The sequence below is a fragment of the Photobacterium sp. 270122K genome (assembly GCF_059941365.1).
This window is the reverse complement of record NZ_JBPOEN010000010.1, coordinates 105,700-128,991: the sequence shown is the minus strand read 5'-3', so window position 1 is coordinate 128,991 and position 23,292 is coordinate 105,700. Positions and strand designations below refer to the sequence as shown.

28 protein-coding genes and 1 pseudogene are annotated in these 23,292 nt (G+C 45.6%); 13 read left to right on the top strand and 16 right to left on the bottom strand.

Annotation, left to right across the window (positions count from 1 at the left end; all coding sequences use genetic code 11):
• Positions 1–2: 2 nt before the first annotated feature.
• Genes ACSF8W_RS17985 through ACSF8W_RS17970 form a run of 4 tightly spaced genes read right to left on the bottom strand, consistent with a single transcriptional unit; the run spans position 3 to position 1,840 of the window.
• Positions 3–533: a PilW family protein gene (locus tag ACSF8W_RS17985; RefSeq protein ID WP_500848537.1), complete on the bottom strand. Its 531-nt coding sequence runs from the start codon at positions 531–533 to the stop codon at positions 3–5.
• Entirely contained in the window at positions 523–963 is a 441-nt protein-coding gene (locus ACSF8W_RS17980) for a type IV pilus modification PilV family protein (protein WP_500848536.1), read from the bottom strand. Before ACSF8W_RS17980 ends, ACSF8W_RS17985 begins: the two co-directional genes overlap by 11 nt.
• Positions 960–1,430, bottom strand: a complete 471-nt coding sequence (locus ACSF8W_RS17975) for a GspH/FimT family pseudopilin (protein ID WP_500848535.1) — start codon at positions 1,428–1,430, stop codon at positions 960–962. Before ACSF8W_RS17975 ends, ACSF8W_RS17980 begins: the two co-directional genes overlap by 4 nt.
• 5 nt (positions 1,431–1,435) lie before the next feature.
• A complete protein-coding gene (locus ACSF8W_RS17970) occupies positions 1,436–1,840 on the bottom strand; it encodes a type IV pilin protein (RefSeq protein WP_428479822.1) in 405 nt (134 codons plus the stop codon).
• A gap of 756 nt (positions 1,841–2,596) precedes the next feature.
• On the opposite strand from ACSF8W_RS17970, the gene ACSF8W_RS17965 reads away from it, so the two are divergent.
• The 5 genes from ACSF8W_RS17965 (at position 2,597) to sigZ (ending at position 7,304) form a co-directional block, all read left to right on the top strand.
• Positions 2,597–3,460, top strand: coding sequence for an alpha/beta hydrolase (locus ACSF8W_RS17965; protein ID WP_500848534.1), 864 nt, complete (start codon positions 2,597–2,599; stop codon positions 3,458–3,460).
• Positions 3,461–3,680: 220 nt separating this feature from the next.
• Positions 3,681–4,859 carry a MalY/PatB family protein gene (locus ACSF8W_RS17960; protein ID WP_500848533.1) on the top strand — a complete coding sequence of 393 codons (1,179 nt, stop codon included), beginning with the start codon at positions 3,681–3,683 and terminating at the stop codon, positions 4,857–4,859.
• Between the two features lie 83 nt (positions 4,860–4,942).
• Complete coding sequence (locus ACSF8W_RS17955; protein WP_500848532.1) at positions 4,943–6,172, top strand: dicarboxylate/amino acid:cation symporter; 1,230 nt, start codon at positions 4,943–4,945, stop codon at positions 6,170–6,172.
• A 94-nt stretch (positions 6,173–6,266) separates the two neighbouring features.
• Positions 6,267–6,665, top strand: a complete 399-nt coding sequence (locus ACSF8W_RS17950; RefSeq protein WP_500848531.1) for a rhodanese-like domain-containing protein — start codon at positions 6,267–6,269, stop codon at positions 6,663–6,665.
• A 93-nt stretch (positions 6,666–6,758) separates the two neighbouring features.
• Complete coding sequence (gene sigZ, locus ACSF8W_RS17945; protein ID WP_500848530.1) at positions 6,759–7,304, top strand: RNA polymerase sigma factor SigZ; 546 nt, start codon at positions 6,759–6,761, stop codon at positions 7,302–7,304.
• A gap of 42 nt (positions 7,305–7,346) precedes the next feature.
• Here the strand turns inward: sigZ and ACSF8W_RS17940 are convergent, their stop codons facing one another.
• The 3 genes from ACSF8W_RS17940 to ACSF8W_RS17930 all read right to left on the bottom strand — a co-directional run bounded on the left by ACSF8W_RS17940 (position 7,347) and on the right by ACSF8W_RS17930 (position 9,834).
• Positions 7,347–7,742 carry an OsmC family protein gene (locus ACSF8W_RS17940; protein ID WP_500848529.1) on the bottom strand — a complete coding sequence of 132 codons (396 nt, stop codon included), beginning with the start codon at positions 7,740–7,742 and terminating at the stop codon, positions 7,347–7,349.
• 77 nt (positions 7,743–7,819) lie between these two features.
• Positions 7,820–8,371 (bottom strand): GNAT family N-acetyltransferase, encoded by a 552-nt coding sequence (locus ACSF8W_RS17935; RefSeq protein WP_500848528.1) that lies wholly within the window; start codon positions 8,369–8,371, stop codon positions 7,820–7,822.
• 473 nt (positions 8,372–8,844) lie between these two features.
• The gene (locus ACSF8W_RS17930; RefSeq protein WP_500848527.1) at positions 8,845–9,834 is read right to left on the bottom strand and encodes a transposase; all 990 of its coding nucleotides are present in this window, start codon (positions 9,832–9,834) and stop codon (positions 8,845–8,847) included.
• A gap of 125 nt (positions 9,835–9,959) precedes the next feature.
• Here ACSF8W_RS17930 and ACSF8W_RS17925 point away from each other — a divergent pair.
• The 3 genes and pseudogenes from ACSF8W_RS17925 to ACSF8W_RS17915 form a co-directional block, all read left to right on the top strand.
• Positions 9,960–10,076: pseudogene (locus ACSF8W_RS17925) on the top strand (IS110 family transposase); the annotation flags it as partial.
• 211 nt (positions 10,077–10,287) lie between these two features.
• Entirely contained in the window at positions 10,288–10,413 is a 126-nt protein-coding gene (locus ACSF8W_RS17920) for a YHYH domain-containing protein (protein WP_500848526.1), read from the top strand.
• 140 nt (positions 10,414–10,553) lie between these two features.
• The gene (locus ACSF8W_RS17915) at positions 10,554–10,973 is read left to right on the top strand and encodes a hypothetical protein (protein ID WP_500848525.1); all 420 of its coding nucleotides are present in this window, start codon (positions 10,554–10,556) and stop codon (positions 10,971–10,973) included.
• Positions 10,974–11,390: 417 nt separating this feature from the next.
• On the opposite strand, the gene ACSF8W_RS17910 is transcribed toward ACSF8W_RS17915, so the two are convergent.
• From ACSF8W_RS17910 to ACSF8W_RS17890, 5 genes are all read right to left on the bottom strand, one after another.
• Positions 11,391–11,864, bottom strand: coding sequence for a hypothetical protein (locus ACSF8W_RS17910; protein WP_500848524.1), 474 nt, complete (start codon positions 11,862–11,864; stop codon positions 11,391–11,393).
• 308 nt (positions 11,865–12,172) lie between these two features.
• Entirely contained in the window at positions 12,173–13,837 is a 1,665-nt protein-coding gene (locus tag ACSF8W_RS17905; RefSeq protein ID WP_428478066.1) for a BCCT family transporter, read from the bottom strand.
• 254 nt (positions 13,838–14,091) lie between these two features.
• Complete coding sequence (locus ACSF8W_RS17900; RefSeq protein ID WP_428478067.1) at positions 14,092–14,841, bottom strand: 3'-5' exonuclease; 750 nt, start codon at positions 14,839–14,841, stop codon at positions 14,092–14,094.
• Positions 14,838–16,718, bottom strand: a complete 1,881-nt coding sequence (locus ACSF8W_RS17895) for a DUF294 nucleotidyltransferase-like domain-containing protein (RefSeq protein WP_428478068.1) — start codon at positions 16,716–16,718, stop codon at positions 14,838–14,840. Before ACSF8W_RS17895 ends, ACSF8W_RS17900 begins: the two co-directional genes overlap by 4 nt.
• Positions 16,719–17,132: 414 nt before the next feature.
• The gene (locus tag ACSF8W_RS17890; RefSeq protein WP_500848523.1) at positions 17,133–17,618 is read right to left on the bottom strand and encodes a hypothetical protein; all 486 of its coding nucleotides are present in this window, start codon (positions 17,616–17,618) and stop codon (positions 17,133–17,135) included.
• 59 nt (positions 17,619–17,677) lie between these two features.
• Between ACSF8W_RS17890 and ACSF8W_RS17885 the strand changes: the two genes are divergently transcribed.
• Genes ACSF8W_RS17885 through ACSF8W_RS17870 form a run of 4 tightly spaced genes read left to right on the top strand, consistent with a single transcriptional unit; the run spans position 17,678 to position 19,301 of the window.
• Positions 17,678–18,259, top strand: a complete 582-nt coding sequence (locus tag ACSF8W_RS17885) for a DUF2753 family protein (protein WP_500848522.1) — start codon at positions 17,678–17,680, stop codon at positions 18,257–18,259.
• Positions 18,260–18,293: 34 nt separating this feature from the next.
• Positions 18,294–18,485 (top strand): hypothetical protein, encoded by a 192-nt coding sequence (locus ACSF8W_RS17880; RefSeq protein WP_500848521.1) that lies wholly within the window; start codon positions 18,294–18,296, stop codon positions 18,483–18,485.
• A 1-nt stretch (position 18,486) separates the two neighbouring features.
• Positions 18,487–18,996 carry a superoxide dismutase, Ni gene (sodN, locus tag ACSF8W_RS17875; protein WP_500848520.1) on the top strand — a complete coding sequence of 170 codons (510 nt, stop codon included), beginning with the start codon at positions 18,487–18,489 and terminating at the stop codon, positions 18,994–18,996.
• Positions 18,939–19,301, top strand: coding sequence for a S24 family peptidase (locus tag ACSF8W_RS17870; RefSeq protein ID WP_500848519.1), 363 nt, complete (start codon positions 18,939–18,941; stop codon positions 19,299–19,301). Before sodN ends, ACSF8W_RS17870 begins: the two co-directional genes overlap by 58 nt.
• A 17-nt stretch (positions 19,302–19,318) precedes the next feature.
• On the opposite strand, the gene ACSF8W_RS17865 is transcribed toward ACSF8W_RS17870, so the two are convergent.
• The 3 genes from ACSF8W_RS17865 to ACSF8W_RS17855 all read right to left on the bottom strand — a co-directional run bounded on the left by ACSF8W_RS17865 (position 19,319) and on the right by ACSF8W_RS17855 (position 21,581).
• On the bottom strand, positions 19,319–19,978 hold the full coding sequence (locus ACSF8W_RS17865; RefSeq protein WP_500848518.1) for a DsbA family oxidoreductase: 660 nt from the start codon (positions 19,976–19,978) through the stop codon (positions 19,319–19,321).
• 76 nt (positions 19,979–20,054) lie between these two features.
• Positions 20,055–20,939 (bottom strand): glutathione S-transferase C-terminal domain-containing protein, encoded by an 885-nt coding sequence (locus ACSF8W_RS17860; RefSeq protein ID WP_500848517.1) that lies wholly within the window; start codon positions 20,937–20,939, stop codon positions 20,055–20,057.
• A gap of 102 nt (positions 20,940–21,041) precedes the next feature.
• Entirely contained in the window at positions 21,042–21,581 is a 540-nt protein-coding gene (locus tag ACSF8W_RS17855) for an NADPH-dependent FMN reductase (protein ID WP_428478071.1), read from the bottom strand.
• A gap of 214 nt (positions 21,582–21,795) precedes the next feature.
• Between ACSF8W_RS17855 and ACSF8W_RS17850 the strand changes: the two genes are divergently transcribed.
• Positions 21,796–22,719, top strand: a complete 924-nt coding sequence (locus tag ACSF8W_RS17850) for a LysR family transcriptional regulator (protein WP_500848516.1) — start codon at positions 21,796–21,798, stop codon at positions 22,717–22,719.
• Positions 22,720–22,780: 61 nt separating this feature from the next.
• On the opposite strand, the gene ACSF8W_RS17845 is transcribed toward ACSF8W_RS17850, so the two are convergent.
• Positions 22,781–23,245, bottom strand: a complete 465-nt coding sequence (locus ACSF8W_RS17845) for a GNAT family N-acetyltransferase (RefSeq protein WP_500848615.1) — start codon at positions 23,243–23,245, stop codon at positions 22,781–22,783.
• Positions 23,246–23,292: the final 47 nt, after the last annotated feature.

The window sequence follows — 23,292 nt, the reverse complement described above, 5'->3', positions numbered from 1 at the left end:
GTCTAACCTCCTGTCGCCTTTGCCAGAATAATACCCGTCAGGGCGATATCAATTTGAACCGGTGATGCTGCGCCTATACCGGCCGACTCACCATTTTGTGCCTGTGGTGTCACGGTGATCGACACCAAATTGTTTGTTCTTTCAAATGCAATATCTTGTAAGCCCGTTAAAATGGTTTGCAGATGACCGCCTATATCACACTGTAAATGCACACCACTATGACTGTATGTTTCGGTATAAGCCGCCGTGGGGCGTGATCCATCACATGCGACGGTATTCGCAGCTTGTTTCGTTTCTAAATGACCCGGATGATGAATAACGACATGCCTCGCCTGTTTTAGGCTGCGGGTAAATGTCTGCGTGCTGAATCGCAGTACCTCTTGGGCATTCTCTATATTTTTACTGCTTTGAATCACCCCTTTTATTGAGGCGTAGCCCATGATTACACCCATAAGAAGTATCATGCTCACCGACATCCCAATTAATAATTCAACCAAGGTAAAACCTGAATTTCTTTTCATTTTAAATGGCATGGCAACGACTCGGTAACTTAGGAAAGGTGGCATTAACATTGATCTGGTTATCGTTTATGGTTGTGTCTTCATTATTAATACGTTTATCTGTCCACTTCACATTTACCGTGACATTATTACTGAACGCATTGGCTTCTGCCCCAATCAGTCGCATTTGGTAACCGGTTAACTGTGGGGATAACGTATTATCAATGTAGGGTTGATCAAACGCTTTCACACCATGCTGAATTTCACACACATCCCCCCATACACGTTCAACCACATTATTGGCTTGAATCATTGCCAAGGTATATTGAAAGCTATTGTTGGCATATTGCAGGGATTTAAGTTGTCCGGCCGCTAAGGCCAGTAATGCAACGCTAGAAATAAATAAAGCAACCAACGCCTCAATGAGTGAAAATCCCCGTTGCGGTTTATATCGTTGTGTCATGAACAACTCGCCTCCTTTTTTATCACGCTTTGGCCACTGGAAAAGAGACACAAATGACGATCACTGGTTTGGCTATCACCATCAGTAATGGTCAAGTGGCCAGTAGGCATGGTGCCCGTTTTCGAAATCGTGATATTTCTTAAATTGCTCACAGTAACGGTTGGATGCGTCGGCATAAATTCAGCCAGTGTTTCTTCTTCTGGGGTGCCTATATTGATTTTGACGAGCCATTTCGTATCAACCACCACCAAATCAATTTGGCTGGCACGCTTTGCGGCTTCACTGCGCGCAAACTTTACGACACTATGTAATTGGTTGGCATTGGTCACAATGCGCTCACGCTTCACCTGTGCAGAGAAAGACGGGATAGCCACCGCAGCTAAAATACTGACTATTGATACCGTCACCAGCATCTCTAATACCGTAAAACCACCGCGTTTCACGTTACTGGCCTTTCGTTTTTTCATCACATCTACCTCCAACAGCCTGTCGTAACGGCCGTTTTTTGTCCGCGATGATCGATACTCATATCGCCACATTCATCATTCACTTGTACGCCTTGTGGGACAGCGGTGAGTGTAAACGTCAAAGAGTCGTTCGTATTACCTGCCGTCAACGCTGAGGCGGTAGAAGCGGTATAGGTAAAACGGTAATTCTCCGTTTCAGTGATCGTAAAATCGTCGGGATATCCCCCCAAACGAGTAAATTGCCGCTCTAAAGTGCCCACTTGCTGTAATAAAAACTGCTGCACGTCGGCACGGCGAGCCTCTTGCACGTGCTGCGTATAGGCAGGGACTGCAATCGCCATTAACACCCCAACAATGGCAACAACGAACATTAATTCAATTAAGGTAAATCCTTTTTCACGTGCCTTCATGTTAGCCTCGATGCTACTCAACCGAATATTACAATTTTGTTAAAATGTAACGGCGAGAATAGCGATCGTGTTTCAAATTGTAAATATGCACAAAGATAATTAATTGATACCCTACAGGAATTCATGCCGCATTCAATATAACACAAAGGGATTCGCAATTGATAATAAATACAGTAAATATCACTGGCATAGTTGATTATTTATTGTCTTAATAGCAGAATATTAATCAGTATATACACCATTTACACAGGATAGCTTTGCTAACTGAGCAACACTGAGATTTATTTACTTATATTAAATCAATCAATAAAATATAGCGCGTGAGTTTAATGCGCCATTTTCAACCCAAACCCGACCTGTCATAATATTGACGCGTGAGGCGAGTAATGTTTACAAATTCGTACGAATAATGGTTGTTTTGTGTCTTTTGTGACTCGAATCACGAGTCTTACTCTCTGAGTTCAAGTACCTCTTACTCTTTTATAACATCTCACATTTTGGTGGCTATCCTGCTTTTATTAAACCGTACACAACATGGCTCTCTTATTTATATTTGACACTTATCTCAGTATCAATTTATATCTATAGCTAATTATCATCCTTCATCGTAATGTAGTTACATATTATTCGTTCACGTCTAATTGATTTTATTGTATTCATTTTCCGCTAGAACGATAGATGGTGATGGTCTACATGGCTTGCTATTTCAAATATTGATGTTGTTGCAATTAATTAGTGATAAGGATAGAACACTATATGCGTATGAAATTCGCAAAATCATGGATGTTTATACCACTCGTTCTCATTGCCGGCTGTAACAGCGGTGATAAAGAACATGATTACTCTCGTTACGATCGCTATGGCGAACCGACATACCGCTTAACATCTGCATATACCATTGACCTGCTGAATCATAAAATCGGCACACATGAATACCCCACTTACGTCCACACGCCTGCGGATTACGACCCAGATGGACACCCTTATCCCGTCATTTATGCTACGGACGGACAGTGGACGAGTGATGAATATGACGCCATATTAGATGAACTCGGTACACAAGTGATTCTTGTAAGCATTGGCGAAGGGCCAATGAATCAAAGACAGCAAGATTACATCCAACCGGGCTTAGACAACTACTTTAAGTTCTTAAGCAAAGAGCTCATTCCCCAGGTTGAGAAAGACTACAATATCGATCCGACTCAAAGGCTACTTGTCGGTTATTCTTTTGGTGGCAATATGGCTGCTACCATTATGATGCTGGATGACCCCTTCAATCCTGTGTTTAGTGCCTATGCCGCGTATGATCCTGCCTTTCGACATACCTTTAATCACCAAATACATGAATTCAATGATTACTTCGACCAACTCGTTGATGATAGATATGCGGCATCCGAAACGTGGAATACCGAGTTACTCATGACGGGAGCCTTACAATCCACATTGACAGAAAATGTGAAAACACATTCAGCAAGACTTAACAACCGTGAATTCAAAGACCTGAAAATTGAAACTGCGTATTTTGATGTTGACCATGACAGCATTGCCTTGCCGTCGTTCCGATACACGGTTAACCATTTCTACCCAACGACGCCGATTCCGGCACCTACCGACAAGTAAATAATGAACAAAAAACCGCCTCTTTTTAGGGGCGGATTTCCGCAACAAAAGCGTTGACCTATGAGCATGTCGTAAACGCCGTTTTATCGCAAAATTTGCTTGGGTGTCTTTGTTGTTCATCTTTTTGTTCATCCGTATTCGTACTTTTTTCACTATTTTTGCGTCTTTTTTTCTCTCACTCCGTCTTATCCGTATCAAACAAAAAGAATGAGAGAAACACATGTTTACCGAAACGCCAAAAGACCCAACCATCACGCACAAATTCATTAAGCATGATAGCCAAATGCTCAATCAAGTGTACGGCCGAGATGATCTTGTTCCGTACTGGATTGCAGACATGGATTTTCCGATTGCCTCTCCTATCACTGCAGCCATGCAACAATTAGTCAGCAGAGAAACCTATTCTTATGAATTTGATTCAAAAACGGTATTTAGCGCGATTTCTGCATGGAATAAAGACTTACATGGCCTGACGCTTAATCCTGATCACTTTGTTCAAGTGCCCGGCGTATTAAGCGCCATTGCGATGTTGATCCGTGACTTTACTGAAGCCGGTGATGGCGTATTGATTCAAACACCGGTTTACCACCAATTTCGTCGCTTGATTGAGTCAGCCGGACGCACTGTTGTTAACAACACGCTGCGCGTTGAGGGTGACCGCTATATGATGGATTTTGCATTACTTGAAGAACAGCTAAAAAGCGGCGATGTAAAGATGATCCTGTTGTGTAACCCTCATAACCCCGTTGGGCGCGTTTGGAGCAAAGCAGAGCTGACGCGTTTAGTGGATTTGGCCAAGCAATATCACACGCTAATCATCAGTGATGAAGTGCACGGCGATATCGTGTTTGAGGGCGCGTCATTTACCAGTTTAACCGCATTAAACTACGACAATAGCCTAACGATCATTGGCTCTCCGGCAAAAAACTTTGGTCTAAACAGTATTTCAAACGGTTATATCTACAGTGATAACACGGTACTGCGTGACAAAATTAAGGCCACCTCGGCATCGATGTCGTTGGATCACGGCAATGCCTTCACCACTTACGCCACCATTGCCGCTTACCAAGACGGTAAAGCATGGTTTAACGCGTTCCATGCCTACACAGAGAACAACCGTGATTGGATCGTCAAGTTTGTTGCAGAGCACCTGCCACAAATCAAAGCCTTCCCACCCGAAGGCACCAATCAAATTTGGTTCGATTTTTCAGAACTTGGATTAAGCGCCACTGAGTTGAAGACCTTGCTGACCGAACAAGCACGTATGGCACTGACCCCTGGTACGTGGTTCGGAGAGCCCAATGAAAACTTTTATCGCATGAATTTCGCATCACCGCTTAGCCAAATTCAAGCATCATTTGCTTTGTTGAAAACAGCCATCGACTCAATTCAACCGTAACATTTATTCCGACTTTTGTTCGCCCTGCCGCATGGATTCAGCGCAGCCTGTTTTGCCATAGAAAGACGTGTTGAGAAACTATTATGCATGTACAAAAAAATCGTCTCAGTGAGTGGTCACTGATTATTAAATTGCTCTTGGGGATAGCTGCCGGTGCTGCCATCGGTTTCTTCGCCAATGACAACCTTATGTCCATTGTCATGTCAGTGAAATATGCCTTAGGGCAACTGATTTTTTATACGGTGCCTTTGGTGATCATCGCGTTCATTGCACCGGCTATTACTAAGCTAAAACACAATGCCAACAAGATGTTAGGGGCTGGCATTGCCATTGCGTATCTGTCTGCCGTGGGGGCAGCCGTATTTGCTTACCTAGCAGGGCTTGCAATCATTCCCTACTTGTCGGTACCGAGCGCTATCGACACTTTGCAGCATGTTCCAGAAGCCGCGTTTCAGCTTTCGATTCCGCCGGTGATGTCGGTCATGTCAGCATTGGTCCTCGCTCTGTTGTTAGGAATCACGGCATTAAGCACCAAAGCAACCATCATTGAGCAAGCGCTCAATGAGTTTGAACGCATGATGATGAAGGTGATCCACGCCCTCGTGATCCCTGTATTACCGCTGTTTATTGCTTCAACCTTTGCCGGCCTTGCTTATGAAGGCACGTTAACTCAGCAATTACCGGTGTTTCTCAAAGTCGTCTTATTGGCACTGGCAGGACATATCGTGTGGTTAGGTGTCTTGTATGGCATTGCAGGTATCATCTCGCGTAAAAACCCTTGGCAGGTACTCAAGCACTACGGCCCTGCCTATTTAACGGCAGTCGGCACCATGTCGAGCGCCGCAACATTACCTGTTGCGTTGGCTGGAGCGCGTCAATCTCACGTATTAACGAAAGAAACCGTGGACTTCATGGTACCGCTGGGCGGCACCATCCACCTTGCTGGCTCTGTGCTAACAGAAACCTTATTTGTCATGGTGATCTCGTTAATGCTGTACGGCACTCTGCCTTCTGCTGGCACCATGGCACTGTTTATTCTGCTATTTGGTATTTTTGCTGTGGGGGCGCCCGGTGTACCCGGTGGTACCGTCATGGCATCCATGGGGATTGTGGTCGGCGTCTTAGGTTTTGATCCGGCAGGTGTGGCCTTACTGATCGCCATTTTTGCACTGCAAGACAGTTTCGGCACCGCCTGTAATGTAACCGGTGATGGCGCCATCACACTGATGCTTGAAGGATTGTTTAACCGAAACGGTGAATTAACTGAACCTGATTACACTCAATACCCAGACGGTCTAACGCAACGTCCTTAGCATCATCACACCGGCGGTGGACAGCAAACTGACACTGCCTATTTATTTCATTTTAACTATTCGCCGTTATAAGGCGCACACCAAGAGAACAGTTATGCCACAAGTCATCACCAAAGGTATTAAAGCCCTTAAAGAAGAAGCCTACCTGACCGTAGAGGATCTTTCGATTGAAGAAGCCAAGCACCTGTACAACAACGACCACTATGTTTTCGTGGATGTCCGCGAAGCCGAAGAGCGCAAAAAATTGGGGATCATTCCAGGAGCCTTTACCTGCCCAAGAGGCATGCTGGAGTTTTTAATTGATCCTGACTGCCCCGTTCATAACACCGTGTTCGCCCAAGACAAAACCTATGTGTTTTACTGTGCACACGGCCTACGTTCGCTGTATGCCGCCAAGCAAGCCGCTGACATGGGGCTTGGACCAGTGAAAAACCTCGCAGGAGGATTTGCCGCTTGGACAAAACAAGCAGGCGCAGTGCAGGTCGTTAGCTGAGACTTTCATCGTCAGATTTTTCTCTATGGTTTCTTCTGTATATTTCGATTATAATCGAAATATACATTCCGTAATTCATACAGGCAAAAGGTTATGTTGTCAGAGTGGCTTGCTCACAAAGAGCAACTTCGACGTTATATTGTGAAGCAGACCGGCGATCAAGACATGGCCGATGATATTCTTCAAGACGTGTATATCAAAGCCAGCGGCCAAATTCATCAACTGGCATCGCAAGATAAATTAAAAAGCTGGCTTTATCGGATCACGCACAACACCATCATGGATGTCTACCGTGCACAACATGTGCATGACGAATTGTTTGACCATCACGTTGAGGAGGAGATCGCGCCAGAACAACGTAACCTGCAAGAAATCGGTCAATGCTTACGTCCCATGCTGGAATGTTTGCCGGAAAAATACCGGCAAGCGATGATACTGTCTGAATTAGACGGACTATCCCAGCAAGCGGTCGCCGATCACCTCGGGTTGCCTTTGTCTACAACCAAAAGCCGCATTCAACGAGGCCGAATACTGCTCAAAGATATCTTAGTAACCTATTGCCACGTCGTTGAAGGCCGTGAAGGAATTGTGGATTATCACTCAAGTCCTGAATGCCAACACTTAGCAGTATCGTGCTAATTTAAAGCCCGTTGTTAATCATCGGGCTTTTTCATGAACGTATTACAATGCTTGTGCCGAACACGTGATCTCAATCTTCGGTTGTAGCATTAAACACACATGACAGTGCGTTGATACAGCCGATTGAGCCGCTGACAAAATATCCGCCTCTGAAATGCCCTTAGCCTTCACCACAAAATGCAAATTGGCAGATTGGTATAATCGAGGCTCATCCTCTGTCAATGTGTAGGTAACGACATTCTCTAGCCCGTCAATCTCAAAACCTTGCTCTTGAAGAAGTAGCACGACATCTGTCGCACTGCACGCGCCTAATGCTGACAATAACATTTCCGTCGGGCACGGTGCTTTTTGACTTGTCGCATCGATTGCAATGTTAAACCCACCTGCCGTGGTAATGTTGAACTGGCATTCCCCGCCCCACTGCACTTTTATACTCATACTGCCTCACTGATTAATTATTAGTGGATTCAATTCATCCCGGAAAGGACAAAATCAAGGATGCCTTTACTCTTTTATTAGAACGGCGTCACATGGTTTCTTGGCGGTATTTTAACACCAGACTCAATAGGAAAATACAGATGAGATTCTTCGACAATGCTGCCATCGCCGACCAGATTATTCACTTTACCTAAGTATATAAACCCCAGCTTTTGGTATAATGCGAAAGCCCTTTTATTCGTTAGCACTGTAGTCAGTTCAATAGCTCTGCACTGATTTTCTTTAGCATCTTCAATGAGAATCTCAATAAGTTGCCCACCAAATCCTTGACCTTGATATTTTTCGGCAATCCCAATGCCTAATACTGGGAAATCAGACGCATACCACCAAAGGAAAAAATACGCGATAACGATACCATCTTCATCAAGCGCAATATATACACGGTCTTCATCCAATATTGAACGTGAGATGACGTTATCAATTGTTTCATCATCATTTGCATGTGGTGTAAAGAAGCCTCGAGCCTTTTCAGCCATCTCATTCTGAAACGTTTTAATTCGACATTCATCACCCTCTTTAAGCCGACGATAAGTGATATTGTCACTGTTTTTCAATACTAATTTTTTCATCACAGCTCCATCAAAATCACTTTATAGCATTGATCTTACCGAATATTTACCCAGTATCCATGACGAAGATGCGGCAGGCAACGTGCTGATGCATAACATGGCTTTTACAAAGCAAAAATCAGGGGGCGAACTAAGGTTATTGCAACGATTACAATCATATCCCCCCGCTATCGTCGGAAGTGGAAACGTTATGGTGGCATTGCCCCTCAAGTGAAAGTCAGGCATGACATCCATATTTAAGCCTTCACAATTTAATCATGACAGCCATATTTAAATCGTTTAAATCGCATCCATCAACAACGCCTTTTCTTCAGCAAACAGACGTATTTTGCCCTACAGTTTCCCTTGCATCGACGACCACCATGAATATTGGGGATCTGATCGCTGTCATATAGAGTGTTCAGTCAATTTCTTGCATGACAAAGCCTAGCCACCTGGCTAGTAAAACATGGGGGGGGATGGCGGTAAGTTTATCAGGCTGCGTTTAACAGCCGTCGGCAAGCGCTTAGTCCTTGAGTGCGTCGCTGACCGATATGATGGTGGTACTCTCGCAATAAGTGTTCCTTACCGACCGCGCCAGAAAAGTTTTTCTCTAGATAACAGGATAGTTCCAACCAATTTTCTTCACTCAAGCCGAGGCGAGCAACAATATTGCGTGCATTGTCTGAGATAGCCCCTTTCTTACCATCACGAATGGCACGTCCCGTTTCATCCACAAGCAACAAATAATCGGTAAACACAAAGGGCAAGCCCTTAGGCATATTGGCGCGAGGGTTACCCACGAAAGGAAGAAGTGTTCTCGGTTGGAAACTGGATTTCGCAGCATTTGCGCGATTTTTAATGCTGGTATGAGGAGAGGTTTCAGGTGTTTTAGCCATTCCTGCCCGAACAGGATTCAGGTCAACATAAGCCATACACGCAACCAAAGCCGCATCATCAAGCAGGGCTTGTGACTTGAACCGCCCTTCCCAAAAACGTCCGGTGCAACCGTCTTCTTGGTTGGCTTGTCGGGCTATCGGCTCATTGAGCAGGCGCATGAACCAACTGATATCGTATAGCCGCTCACGCCAGTCTTCTGCAATCCGCTCGATCGCCAGTAACTGTGCCTTCTCCATGTGGCTTCGTTGACTTTCATCCAGCCAAGTATTGGAGAGGTAATTCCCTTTGCACACCCGATGCCAGCGCGTAATGACCTCTTCCGTTGACCAACGTTGAGCTTGTTCAGCATCCACATGTAACACGATATGGGTATAGTTACTCATTACCGCATACGCACAGATATCAATCGAGAACACCCTTGCCAGGAAAAGCAACCGCTGTTCCACCCAAGTACGTCGATGCTCATAACACTTCCCCGTTAGCGGATCTTTTCCGCAAAGGAAGGTTCTTCTCACACATCGCGATACACAATGGTAATAAGGCGTGTCGGTTAAACTCACTTGTGTTTTTCTTGCCTTGGGCATGATGGCCGGCTCCCTTTTTCATCCATGAAAAATGAAGCCTAGAACACAGGGCAAGAAAGTACAAAAGTGTGGGTGTCTTGGTTTTTTACAAAAGTGTGGGTGTCTTGGTTGTTTATTGGTTGTTTGGAAAACCCAAAAAAGTAGCCATCATTGCCTATGTTAGGAATAGGAAAATGGTTGTTATCCTAAATTCCATGTTACGAGATGGCGGCATGTGGGATGAAAACATCACCAAAAATTAGTGATTGACGCCATGGTCGTTTGTTATGTGCGCACCAAATACACGCGCCGCACTAAGCTACTGTTTTGTAATGAAATTAACAAGTTAACAATAAAGATATATATCTTTGTAAGTCTTATATAAGCCGAATCACATAGTTTATAAGTGTTGAAACGACTTGAAAGCATGACAAATTAATGACCCCAAAGTAAAACGTAATTAGGAAATAATTTATGAAACACATCGCTTTAGTTCTACTTCTATCGTTATCTGCTGCTACTGCATACGCACATTCAGGTGGTACTGACCGCTACGGCTGTCATGTAGATTCACGTACAGGCGTTCGTCATTGTCACTAATGCTGCTAATGTCTTCGTTCATTTATGTTGATAAAAGCTCAATGTTAGAAGGACAAGTGGAAGATATGGTTTCACAATGCATGACACCAAGTTGTGTTATGTCGATTTAAAATAAAGTTAGGTTGAGCGACCACTTCAAAATGAAAACTAAACTACGCACCATTTTTATTACAAGTCTCTTGCTATCAACATCAGTTTCTGCTAACCAGGTTGTAGCCGAAGGAAAGTTCAGAAACCTAAATTGCTCAGTCGTTGGCTATACCCCTCTAGGAGAGGTGGCAGAAACCAAGAACTTCGAGAAAAATTACTTTGATAACATGAACTTTTCAATCACGAAAGATTCGGAAGGTTACAAACTAACCACCGCGCTATATTCTGGTCAATTTGTCGATATAAATCAGTCTTCAGATAAGTTTGTATTTGTTCAGTTCTACAACAACGGAACTGAAATCGCTACTATTGTCGTCAACAAGAATACGGTTACGTATACCAATACAAGCGGTAGTTTCTACAATAGATTGTGTGTGGGCAAGGTTGTTACTGGTCTAAACACTTATTGATCCAAGCGGTCTTTTGCCATGGTATTAGTAGCGATTCTAGCGTCTGCTCATCGCTACTCTTACCTGACTTGCATTACGAATGACATGGGCTCCCCCTCATCCACTACAGCCAAACTTGATGAGTCGGGGTAAAAAACGTTCGGAGGCCGCCATGTCACTTTCAATCTATGGCATCGATTTAGCGCCATTCCACAAAGATTCAGCTTCTGTATCCATGGCGAAGATGCCACATGTAGTGGCATAGTGAGTTTGGCCACCTAGTTAGAGGTGATATCATCACCTCATAAGTTAACAGGTGACAACTATCCTGACACAGGGGGAGTCCATGTAGCCCGCTTAAGCGGACAGGAATAGTTGGCTATACTTGTGAAGCGGTAGCGAAACAGCCAACTGTTTTTGTTCCGTTTGAAGCGCTTGTTAGCAGGGCTTGGATAAATCAATTGATGAACCATCACCAAACTCGTCATGTACCCACACTTTTACTGGAATTGGATACTCCCACCCACCTGCTTTCCACCAACATTCAGCCAACCACCTTTTAGTTATATTAGCTATTAAGTCAACGCCACCGAAGTCTTCATCAAAGTAATACTCCTCATCAAATGGCGGAATATCATATGAGCCATTGAGTATTTCACTTGACTTGCCTGGAAAGATTGTTGGATCAGAGCTATCTACTTTATTATTTTCACCTTGGAAGTATATCCACACAGAAGGTGTTTCCATGCCATCATCTCCAAGAAATATTTGCACTTCAGCCTCAGATACAGTCTCATATACAGGTAAAAGAAATAATGACTTCAGTTCTTCAATAAAATTTGGAGTTATTTTATCTAGACAACTTAAAAATTTCATTGAAAACTGCTCTGTACTTAAACCAAATGGTACCATTTTTATTTTCCCTGCTAACAACTTTATATATGGTTCTACGCTACATTACAATTCTACATATCACCATTAGCAGATGCTAACGTAACGAATAAAAAATTGATATTAATACGCTATCCTATCAAGTCTTGGGGGAAAGTGTAGAATCATTCCATCTATCACATTCACCATTTTCATCATCCGAATGAAGTCACATTTTAATGAGAATACATGGAGCGCAATACACTGTAGAGGTTCAAACGACACATACAAAAACGGCATGCCGAGGCATGCCGTTTTCTTAGTACTCAGCGTTATGTCATCACAAAGGATTACGCTTGTGCTTTCTTACGAGACTTCGCTGCTGGACGTGGTTCGTCCATCAAGCCTTTCACCAACGATACCGTTGCAATCAACAATACGATAGTGAATGGGAAGCCCGTGGTAACGGCCATCGCCTGTGCCGCGGCTAAGCCACCACCCAGCATAAGGGCAATCGCGACCAAGCCTTCAAACGTACACCAGAACACACGCTGTGCCGTTGGTGCATCCACTTTACCGCCCGCAGCGATGGTGTCGATAACCAATGAGCCAGAGTCAGCAGAAGTGATAAAGAACACAACAACCAGTACGATACCAACCAGTGACGTAATTTCAGTCAGTGGCATCACATCAAGCATGGCGAACAGTTTCAATGGCAGTTCAGCATTGAATACCGCTTGGTAACCGTCGTTCACGTACTGGCTAATTGCCGTGCCGCCGAACGCTGTCATCCACAATACACATACGGTTGATGGGATCAAGATAACGCAGATGATGAACTCACGCACAGAACGACCACGAGATACACGCGCGATGAACATACCCACGAATGGTGACCAGGAAATCCACCATGCCCAGTAGAACGCAGTCCAGCCTTGTGTGAAGTTCACATCTTCACGGCCAAACGGCATAGACAGCGCACCAATGTTAGAGAAGTACGCGCCAAGGTTCTCGAAGAAACCGGTGAAGATGGCCATGGTTGGGCCAACCACAATCACGAACAACAGCAGCAACGCCGCCAAGCCCATGTTGATTTCAGACAGACGCTTAACACCGCTATCCAAGCCCGCAACCACCGACATCAACGCCAGTGCTGTGATCACAACAATCAGTACCACTTGCGTGGTTTCTGTCATTGGGATACCGAACAAGAAGTTCAGACCGGTTGCTGCCTGAGAGGCACCGTAACCCAATGATGTCGCCAAACCAAACACCGTTGCGACAACCGCAAGGATATCAATAATGTGACCTGTCCAACCCCAAATACGCTCACCAAACAGTGGGTAGAAGATTGAACGCATGGTTAGAGGCAAACCTTTGTTGAACGAGAAAATCGCCAAGCCCAGCGCCAATAGTGCGTAGATAGACCACGGGTGCAGTGCCCAGTGGTAAATCGTTGCTGCCATACCCAATGCTGATGCCGCTTCGGTGTTACCGATGGCACCCGCCAGTGGTGACCAGTCAGTACGCACACCGTCTTCAACGGTTACGCCACCCAATGCTGCACTGAAGTGTGACATTGGCTCTGATACGCCGAAGAATACCAGACCAATACCCATACCTGCAGCGAACAGCATGGCCAACCAACCCATATAGGAGTAGTCAGGTGTTGCTTCTGTACCACCGATGCGAACACGTCCAAGCGGCGTGACGATCAAGACCAAACAGACAACAACAAAAATGTTACCAGCAGAAAGGAAGAACCAATCCATGTTGGATGCTAACCATGAACGCAGGCCAGAAAAGAACGGCTCTACATGTTCTCCAAATGCGAGTGTGACTATAACGAACAGAACAATAAAGAGTCCTGAAATAGCAAACACGCGGTTATGGATATCGAGACCAAATGGCCCTACTTTTAAAGCAACGTTATCTTGACCAATTTGGTAATCGGTGTCGATTGCGTTGACTTTGCCATCGGGGCGTTGGATCCCGCCATTATTATCGGTACTCACGAATTATCTCCTTAAAAATACGTGACCGTTTACATCTTATTTTCTATATCTGTGATAGCTTTTTGTGGGTTTCATTACAAAATCGTACAAATAAGCATCATTTTAGAGAAAATACTCTAACACTAAGTTTAACGATAAAAAACGCAATAACACATTGCATGTTTTCATCATTACGATAAGCATCATTTATCGTTTAAAATCTATCCCATTGTTTTTAATACCATTTAAGCATAAGACCATTACACGGTTTGTGACTATTGCCACAACGCCGACAGCGGCATGTCAGGGTCAAAATGGTATTGCAACTGCGCTTGAAGAAGCTCTGCCGTGGCTAACGCATCCGTTAAGGCATGATGGGGTTGGTAGGCTGGTAAACCATAACGCTCACGCGCATGGCCTAAGCGTACAGAACCGGGTTTCTTGCCTTTTAACCAGTTGAGCCACCCAGCGCATTGTCGACGTTGTAACGCATATTCAATGTCTAGCGTGTCAACGACCGGAAATTGAATACCCTCACCAATGCAGTTAACTAACGCATGATGAAAAAATTGGCGCTCAATGTTTTTATAATGCACCAGCACCACTTTTCCGGCCATGGCCTCTAAAATGGGGGCCAGTAATGTATTGAGCTGCGGGGCATTTTTCACGTCTGAATCGGTAATCCCGTGGATCACCACCGACGATTCATTCAGCTCCCGATTTGGGTTCACCACCCAATGCCGCGATCCGTTACATTGAATACGCGCCAAGGTAAACGGCACCAACCCAATAGTGAGGATGGCATCGTTTTGGGCATTTAATCCCGTCGTTTCAAAGTCTATAGAGACAAATGGCACGTCTTTTAACGGCGTATCACCGCTCACCATGGGGGTGGCATAGTAGGCTTTAAGGCGTGGATCGGTGGCCTCTGTGGCCAACTGTTGAAACAACGTTGGCCAGTCTGGCGTGCCGGACGTATCCAGCAGCGGCGCATCGCCTGCATGTTTGCTGAAGAGTCGCCTCATTTGCCGCTTCTCTGATAACGGAACTTCATGTAGTTCTGTGCGCTGCTTAAGATTTGGAACGCGGCTTTCAAATTACGGCGTTCAAAATCAGACATGTGCTCAGGTTCAATGTTGTTATCCGGTTTTTCACCGTTTTCAATATCCAGCGCCTGATGTCGGATCCGCACCATGTAGATCAACTCCATGGCGTCTTTTAAGTCCATGCCCCGCCCTTTCGGCAAGATGCCGGCATCATTGATGTCATCCAATCGCTCAAACGAGTTTTGCGAACGGGAGCCCATCGCCAACGCATGCACGCGGATCAAGTCAGCCATTGGTGCAGTACCACGGCGCTTCAAGTTAATCGAGTTACGGTGACGGCCATCTTTTTCCATCACAAAATCTTTAAAGAAGCCCAATGGTGGCGTACGGCGAATGGCGTTATAGGCCATGGCGGCTAAGAAACGGTTGTTCTTTTTCGCGCGACGTACCACGAAACTGCTAAGGTGCTCAGCCCATTTCAATCGGCCGTGTACCGCCAGCAAATCAAAGAAGATATTGCTGTTCAGCAGGCGTTCCGGCGTTGGGTTATCAATCCAGTTGGCAAAGCATTCTTCCCATTCGGCACGGGTTTTGCGCCATTCCGGATTGGTCGCCATGATATCGCCAGTGCAGTATTCGTAACCACACTCTGCCAAGCCGTCACACACAAACTTGGCAAACTGCGCGAAGTACTCGCCATGCAGTGCTTCATCGTAGCTATTATCTAAGATCAGCGCGTTATCTTGGTCGGTCACGATCAATTGCTCATCACGGGCCATCGAGCCCATGGCAATCAAACAATACGGGATCGGCGCGGGGCCTAACTCTTGTTCGGCCAATTCGGCCAATCGCTGTTTGAAACTACTGCCAATCACTGACATGGCGCGACCAATCATGTGTGCGTTGGCATCTTCACTCACCATACGCACGAAGCAGTCTTTCACCTGCCCCGCCACTTGCTTGAGCTCATCAACGCTGGTTTGCTGATAAATGGTGCTGACTAACAACAGACTGTTCTGCGATTCATAACGCACAATGTCTGTCATGCCAATCACGCCGATCGGCTTTTTGTCTTTTAAGATCGGTAAATGGTGGGTGTTATAACGCAGCATGGTCAGCATGGCTTCAAACACATACGCGTTGTAGTCTAGCGAGATCACATCCGTGGTCATCACTTCACTGACCATCAAATTGGTATCAATGCCCTGCGCTAATACACGAATACACAGATCGCGATCGGTCAAAATGCCTAATAGCTGATCGTCGTCATCTTCTGTTGTTTCATCGGGCGAACGCACAATCAACAGCGCAGTAACATTCTCTTCCGCCATCAGCATGGCCGCTTCTTGAATGGTCGCTGTTGATGGTAACGTGACAGGGTCACGGCTTAAGATTTTGCGGGCTTTGGCGGTGGTAAAGTCATTACCATCCGCCTGGCTAGAAACGGCGGTGCGTAAGCGTGCGCTGTCTTCTAACTCCATAAAGTCAGCGAAGTTTTCAAACTCATCGCACAGTGCAATAAACAGTTGTTCAGGAATACAATATACCAGCGTGTCTTCAATCGCTTTCACCGGCATACGCACGCGGTTATTCATGAGCAAACCCATTTGCCCAAACAAACCACCCGAATCAATGCGGTTATACAGTTCACCTTTACGGCGATACACTTCTACGGCACCACTACGCACAATGTAGAGGTCGCGAATATCATCACCAAACTTCAAAATATCACTGCCCTGCCGGAAGTAAGCCACTTCGGCATTCATCGCAATGTTTTTAAGATGCTCATCGGGTAGGTCGTCAAAGGGGGGGTATTGGCTAATGAAATTGAGGACTTCTAACTGCTCAGCTTCCATTCATTTATTCCGCACATAGCCTAAACATCAGCAATAAATATCACTGAAAACCGCATCAATCAACTACTAAATCATTGAAAATGATATGAATAACCGCGAAATTTCCGAATAATATCTCGCCATCCAGTTGCTATTGCGACAGCGTTTTTTTGGGCGAATGCTTTTTATCGCTTCTGTTTTTTTCTTTCATATTAACAGGATAGCCAACACATCCTGTTACGCAATTTAAAAAAACAGCGCTTTTTATTTAACAAAAACCCATACAAAAAGAAGGGATAAATAAATACAACAAATCGATCCGTTACCGTTAATTTTGTGCTGCGGAATGGGTGCAAAAAGGAACAATTCAGTTTAAAGCACTGTATGCCTAAAACCGTCCTAGAACTGCCCCGCTCAGACACAGGGCAAAGTGTGTTATGCCATCTTATCGGCTTCACGCTGATCGGCGTCACGTTGGTCAAGATAAGTCACCTCTTTATCTAACCATGCCAAATAGGACGAGTGCGTGTGGGAAAAATAACGACGAATGTGTTCTTCTACGGTTTGTTGATCAACCGACTCATAATAATAATCGGCATGCTCTCTAAACAACCGCCAACCGAAGAATCGTCGATTTTCTGCACCAATGGAGAGATCCCATACCCCAGAGTCTTTTGTATTGTTGATCATGACAGCGGTCAACATGCGTTCTTTTTTCGCGTACATAGTCAACGCTTGTGAATGTCGCACATACTCTAAATCAATCCCTTTATCTGATGGGATATTGCTATCAGCGACGCTCTTCCATGGGGATTGCTGAAATTTCAGTATTGCTGCATCAGCGGTGTCTATCACTCTTTCTTCTTCGACTTCCTCTTCCGTGCCGTACATTTCATAATATTGAATCTTAACGTCTTCCATGCATCCCTCTTAATTACCGCTGTGAGGGTGTATTACGGCATGAGAACGCCAGTATCACAATGGATGCGATGCCGCTTAATGGCATTCTGCGAGACATTCCGCAGGAAATAGCTCAAACACGCTGCAAACTGAATGCTTTTTATTTAACACGAAACCATACAAAAATAAGGGAAAAGGTGCATAAAAATCTGTTCGCATTCCTGTCATTTTTTTGCTTTACTGTAAATACAAATGATAACCATAACGATTTGCAATCACGACAGCATCCTATGAATGACCAATGGAAAACACTCACCCGGCAGGCTCAGTCTTGCTTTCAACAGCAAAATTACACCCAAGCTATCCGTCTTAACCGTCAAGCGCTTGAAGATGCTCAACTGATTTTTCATGATTGCTTTGCTGCGTACCCAGATGATGCGGTAGCGATGGTATTGGTGAGTTACTTGAACCTGATAGACAACTACGAGGCGATCAATGATCGACTCGTTTGTGAAAACCTATTCGACCAATCTTTTGCTTTCTTCCAACAATACAATCCTCCCGAGGAACTCAAAGCACACCATTGCGTGCTAATGCGTGGATTGAATATGTGGCAGAAAGCCCGCTATGAATACCTTCATCGTATCCAAGTTTTATCCTGATCCCCCCCCCTCTTACCTACAAGGAGTGAAGTAAGTGAAAACCCTTTTTTTTGTCTTTTTAAGCCTATTTGCCACCTCAACGCTGGCACATACAGGTCATGACCATCACCATTGGACCAGTGATATCATTCACTTTATTGCTATCGGCGCAGGACTGTCTGTTGCCGCTCTGCTTGCGTATGTGGTTGTTCGTAAAATCAACGCTACAAACAAAAAGGAGCAATGAGATGCTGCATAAACTATTAACGGCCTTTGACCGCCAGCAACCGTTGCCAACGGTATCAGCCCACTGTGATATTCCTTGCAAAATCTATGATCCTATCAGTGCACAATTATCAGCCCTTACGATGATCCGCATGTGCGATCTGATCGCAGAATTAGCCGCTAAAACCACATTAAACGTGCAAGATCACGCGCAACTTGCCCGCTTAGTGGCTCAAAAAGAACAGCATGGTGTGGAGTTGAAGCAGCAAATCACGGTTATTTGGGGGGATTATTTCAAGCAAGCGCAATTTGATCAGGTCGCTGGCGTGCATGAGTTAGTGCATCGCATCATGCTACAAGCGTCAAAAACCAAGCAGCATGTCGACCGTGACCATGCCTTAGAGCTACTCGAATTAGTGAATCAGTTTGCGGAAGCGTTTTGGAAAACCAAAGGTGTGACGACATTCCGAGCACAATGCCCTTACCCACCAGAGCAACTTGTCGCGTACCCTCAATTGGCACCGCAAAGCTAAGGCTGCGCGTTTATATGGTGTTTATTTTAAAAGTCACAGGGAGCAGTATGCTCCCTGTTTTACTGGCGGGGGATTTTGTGTTGGTCTCGCGTTGGTTTTACCGTTTAAAGATCGGTGATGATATCGTCGTCGATCATTCTCATTATGGCCGAATCGTCAAACGTGTTGCCAATATTCACGCTAACCACGCGCTCACCCTAACCGGACTGCATAACAGCAGTGTGAGTAGCGCCGAGATGGGGCTGATCTGTCCTACTCAGGTATTGGGCAAAGTGTGCTACGTCATCTCTTCCTCTTCACACTGAATGCACAGCGCGCTGTTTTACATCTCAGCTTGGATCTCGTTTAACGCCTCTCGCAATTGCGCTAACGAGAAGGCACCCGGTACCGCCCATTGCTGGTTAATCACTAATGTTGGCGTCGAGTTCACACCATAGGCTGCTGCCAATTGACGGTCTGCTTCTATCTCATGATGTCGCTGTGGATCGGCCATGTCCTGTTGGAAGCGTGCTGTATCCAATCCGATTTCACCCGCAAGTGCAACCAGTACGGCGTCATCAGCAATATTGCGGTTTTCATGCAAATGCGCATGAGTGATAGCATCAAAGTAGACCCAATATACGGCTTCGCTGCCCTTTTCTCCCCCTTGTTGAGCCGCCGCTTTACACGCCACCAGCCCGGGGGTTGAAATTGGATAATCAAACGCTTGGGCACGCATGCCTTCGACATTGATACGCTGATCATCGTCGGCTTTGGCACACTGCGCCCAGTGACCCATAATGATCTGTTTGGCTTGTGCGACCGAGCCAAATTTTTCGATTTGATCCTCACGCGTGGCAGTTAACGCAAAGGCGTGATGGTGAATATCAAGGTCAAATTCTGCGGCTAATTGACGTAAACGTGGTGATAACACGTAGCACCAGCCACAAATCACATCGTGAAAAAAATCAATTCGCAGTGTCGGTTGTTGCTTTTTGCTCATGGTGGTTCTTAATCCTGTCTAATTCATGCGATTCGCCGCACGTGGGCTCATTGTTAGGCACTCAGTACTCGGTGACTTACAGCCAATCCAGTTGCGGCCCTGCCGGCACAATGCCGTAAGGGTTAATGTGTCGATGCGAAAAGTAGTAGTGCTGCTTCATGTATTCGATATCAATCGTGCGGCGAATACGTTCATCGGCAACAAGGTCACGCATATAACGATATAAGTGCGTAAACGTACGCAATGGCTGTTTATTGGCTTTAAAATGCACTTCGTACACGGCTTCAAAGCGCACTAACGTCGGCAGTAAAAACAAATCCGGCAACGTGACATTGTCACCCAGTAAGTACGTGGACTGACTCAGGCGTTGATCAAGCTGTTCCAAAGCTGCGAACAAGGTGTCACTGGCGGCATCATACGTGGCTTGTTCGGTGGCGAACCCCGCCTCATACACTTTGCGGTTCACGTTTGCATGTAGCCATTGGTTCAGTTCGGTGATCTCCGCCTGCATTGACGCGGGCACTAATTCAACCGGATGTTTGGCCAATGGCAGCCAGCGGGTCGCAAGATCCATCGCCATTGCAGCTGAATCGTTACTGGCAATGGTCGCCGTCTTTTTATCCCACAGCAGCGGCACGGTGACGCTGCCGGTGTAATCGGCTTTAGCTTTCACATACAACTCAGCCAACTTCGTGCTGTCGTACAGGGGATCGACATGTGTTTCATCAAATTCCCAACCATCGGCATAACGCTTGGCGGCCACTGACGACACGGAGATCGCTGCCTCTAAGCCAAGATAAGCAATCACCAAATACGGACGGTGGGCAAACGGACAAGCCAGCGACATATATAAGTGATAACGCCCTGCTTCAACCTCGCTAGGTTGTGTAAACTGATCAATATGTGCCAGCTCACTTGCGTCTTTGTTCGGATACCAAATACCTTGCTCTAATACCGCCATGCTCAACCTCGCTCAGTTGGACTGTTATTTCGCGAATAACTGTTTCACGAATAATTACTTTGCGAATAACTGTTTCGCAAATTCACGTTTAGCCTTATCGCCTTATAGCGCACTTTCAAATGTCGCCATCAGGGCTTTCAGCTCTGCAGTGGTTTCGGTATCAAACTTACCCGCTTGGTATTTGTCGTAAAAACCACCCAAGCTGTACGTGCCTTTCACATCACCGCCCCACCAAGGCATTAACTCGGCCATGGTTTTTAGGTTCGTTGCGCCACCGTTCGCACCCGGTGATGTGCTCACCAATAAAACGGGCTTTTTCTCATCCCCAAAGAAGGAGGTGCCTTGCGGTGCCACACGAGACAACCAATCAATGGCGTTTTTTAAGAAAGCCGGCATCGACCCATTATGCTCCGGTGATGCAATGATCAACGCATCGTACTCATTCAGGGTAGCACGCAGTTTCACCGCGTCTTCCGGTACGCCTTGGCCTTCGACATCCAGCCCATACATTGGTAACGTAAAATCGTTCAGATCCAACGTGTTCACATCCGTTTGGGTCGCATGTGTCGCCAATGATTGAATTAAAATGTTGTGGATAGACTGGCTATTATTGCTACCGGTAAATGCAAGAATCTTCTTCATGGGGAGTCCTATTTTCTCTTCTTTTTCTGTCTACGGCTGACTGTCTTGGCAGCGCCTCTCTCTATGACAATAAGAATAATTGACTCACCTTAATGAATAAATACCATTATAGTGACTATATTGTTTACCAAAGCGGAACAATAGTATCCGCGATATAGGGCATAGTACCCACCATCACCCACACAGCTGTACCCACACCAATACCGAGGATTATGTGGATAAGATAAGAGCATTGACCGTGTTTCGACGTGTCGTAGAACTGGGCAGTTTTGTGGCAGCAGCTGACGATTTAAACCTGTCTAAGGCAGCCGTAAGCCGGAATATCAACGAACTCGAAAGCTATTTAAAAAGCCCATTGATCAACCGCACAACCCGTCAGTTGCACATTACCGATAACGGCCAACTGTACTACCAGCAGGTCTGTAACGTATTAGACGCTTTAAAAAACGCGGACTTATCGGTGATTGAGTCCTCTCAGCGCCTAACTGGCCGATTAACGATCAGCGCCCCGATGTCATTGGGCATTGTGGAGATCAACCCCATCATCTGCGCGTTCATGCAGGCGCATCCGGAATTAACCATTGATGTGGTGATGAGTGATGAAGTGATGGACTTGATCGATCAGGGGATCGACGTGGCCATTCGTGGTGGCGGCGAAATGGGTAACTCCAGTTTACGTTCACGCAAACTGTTCGATATTCGCCGTGTGCTGTGCGCCTCACCCGCGTATGTCGACCAAGCGGGTGCGTTGCAAACACCGGATGACATCGTGAACCATCGCTTACTCAGTTACAGCCTGTCGTCTACCGCCCGTCGCTGGACGTTTAAACAACACGATATGGTCAAGGCCATCGACTTACCCCCGAGTGTGTATGCCGTGAACAGTGGCCTCGCGTTAACCCAAACCGTCTGTGCCGGTCACGGTATTGCACTACTGCCCGATTTTTTTGTGGAGAAAGAGTTGGCGTCTGGTGAGTTGGTGGAGCTGCTGCCCGAATGGCAGATGGACAAACACGCCCTGTATATTGTGTACCCTTATCACAAAGAGCAATCATCCAAAGTCAGGGCCTTTATTGATTTTGTGGTGAAGCATTTTGAAGAAAAGCACACCGAGTACAAACACGCAACGCTCAAATAAAAAAGGAGCGTTTATACGCTCCTTTTACCGTCAGTCCAATCACTGTGTACGGGGCAACACGTTAGGAATGTGAAAAACACTGCCTTGTCACTAGGCCCCATTTCTCATCTTGATACATGTCTTCCTCAAACTTACCAGCGGTGTAATCTGTCACGACATCACGCCAAAATTTGACAGCATGATCGGCACCCGCTACTTGTTTGATTTCCCACGAACCCTCTAATTGAGAAAAAAGGCACGTAATAAACTGCTTGCCCACTTTGTTTTTGCGGAAACAAGGCAACACATAAAAGTCGCAGATTTCATACTCTTTCGGCGACTTTTCTTCAATCGCCGTCAGCGCCGCAGGAATGCCGTCAACATACAGCAAGTAACCTGAAACATGACCTTCAATCTTTGGGTATATTTCAAACAAGCCATTTTCATCAGGCTTGTCGTCAATAATGCGTGAAAACTCCGCAGCGTACCCTTGGTATAAATTCGCATATACCTGTTCGTTGCTGCTATCGACTTTAATTATATTCATTTTAAGTTCGTGCATAGACATCTCTGTAAGGTGGGGTCACGTTTTAT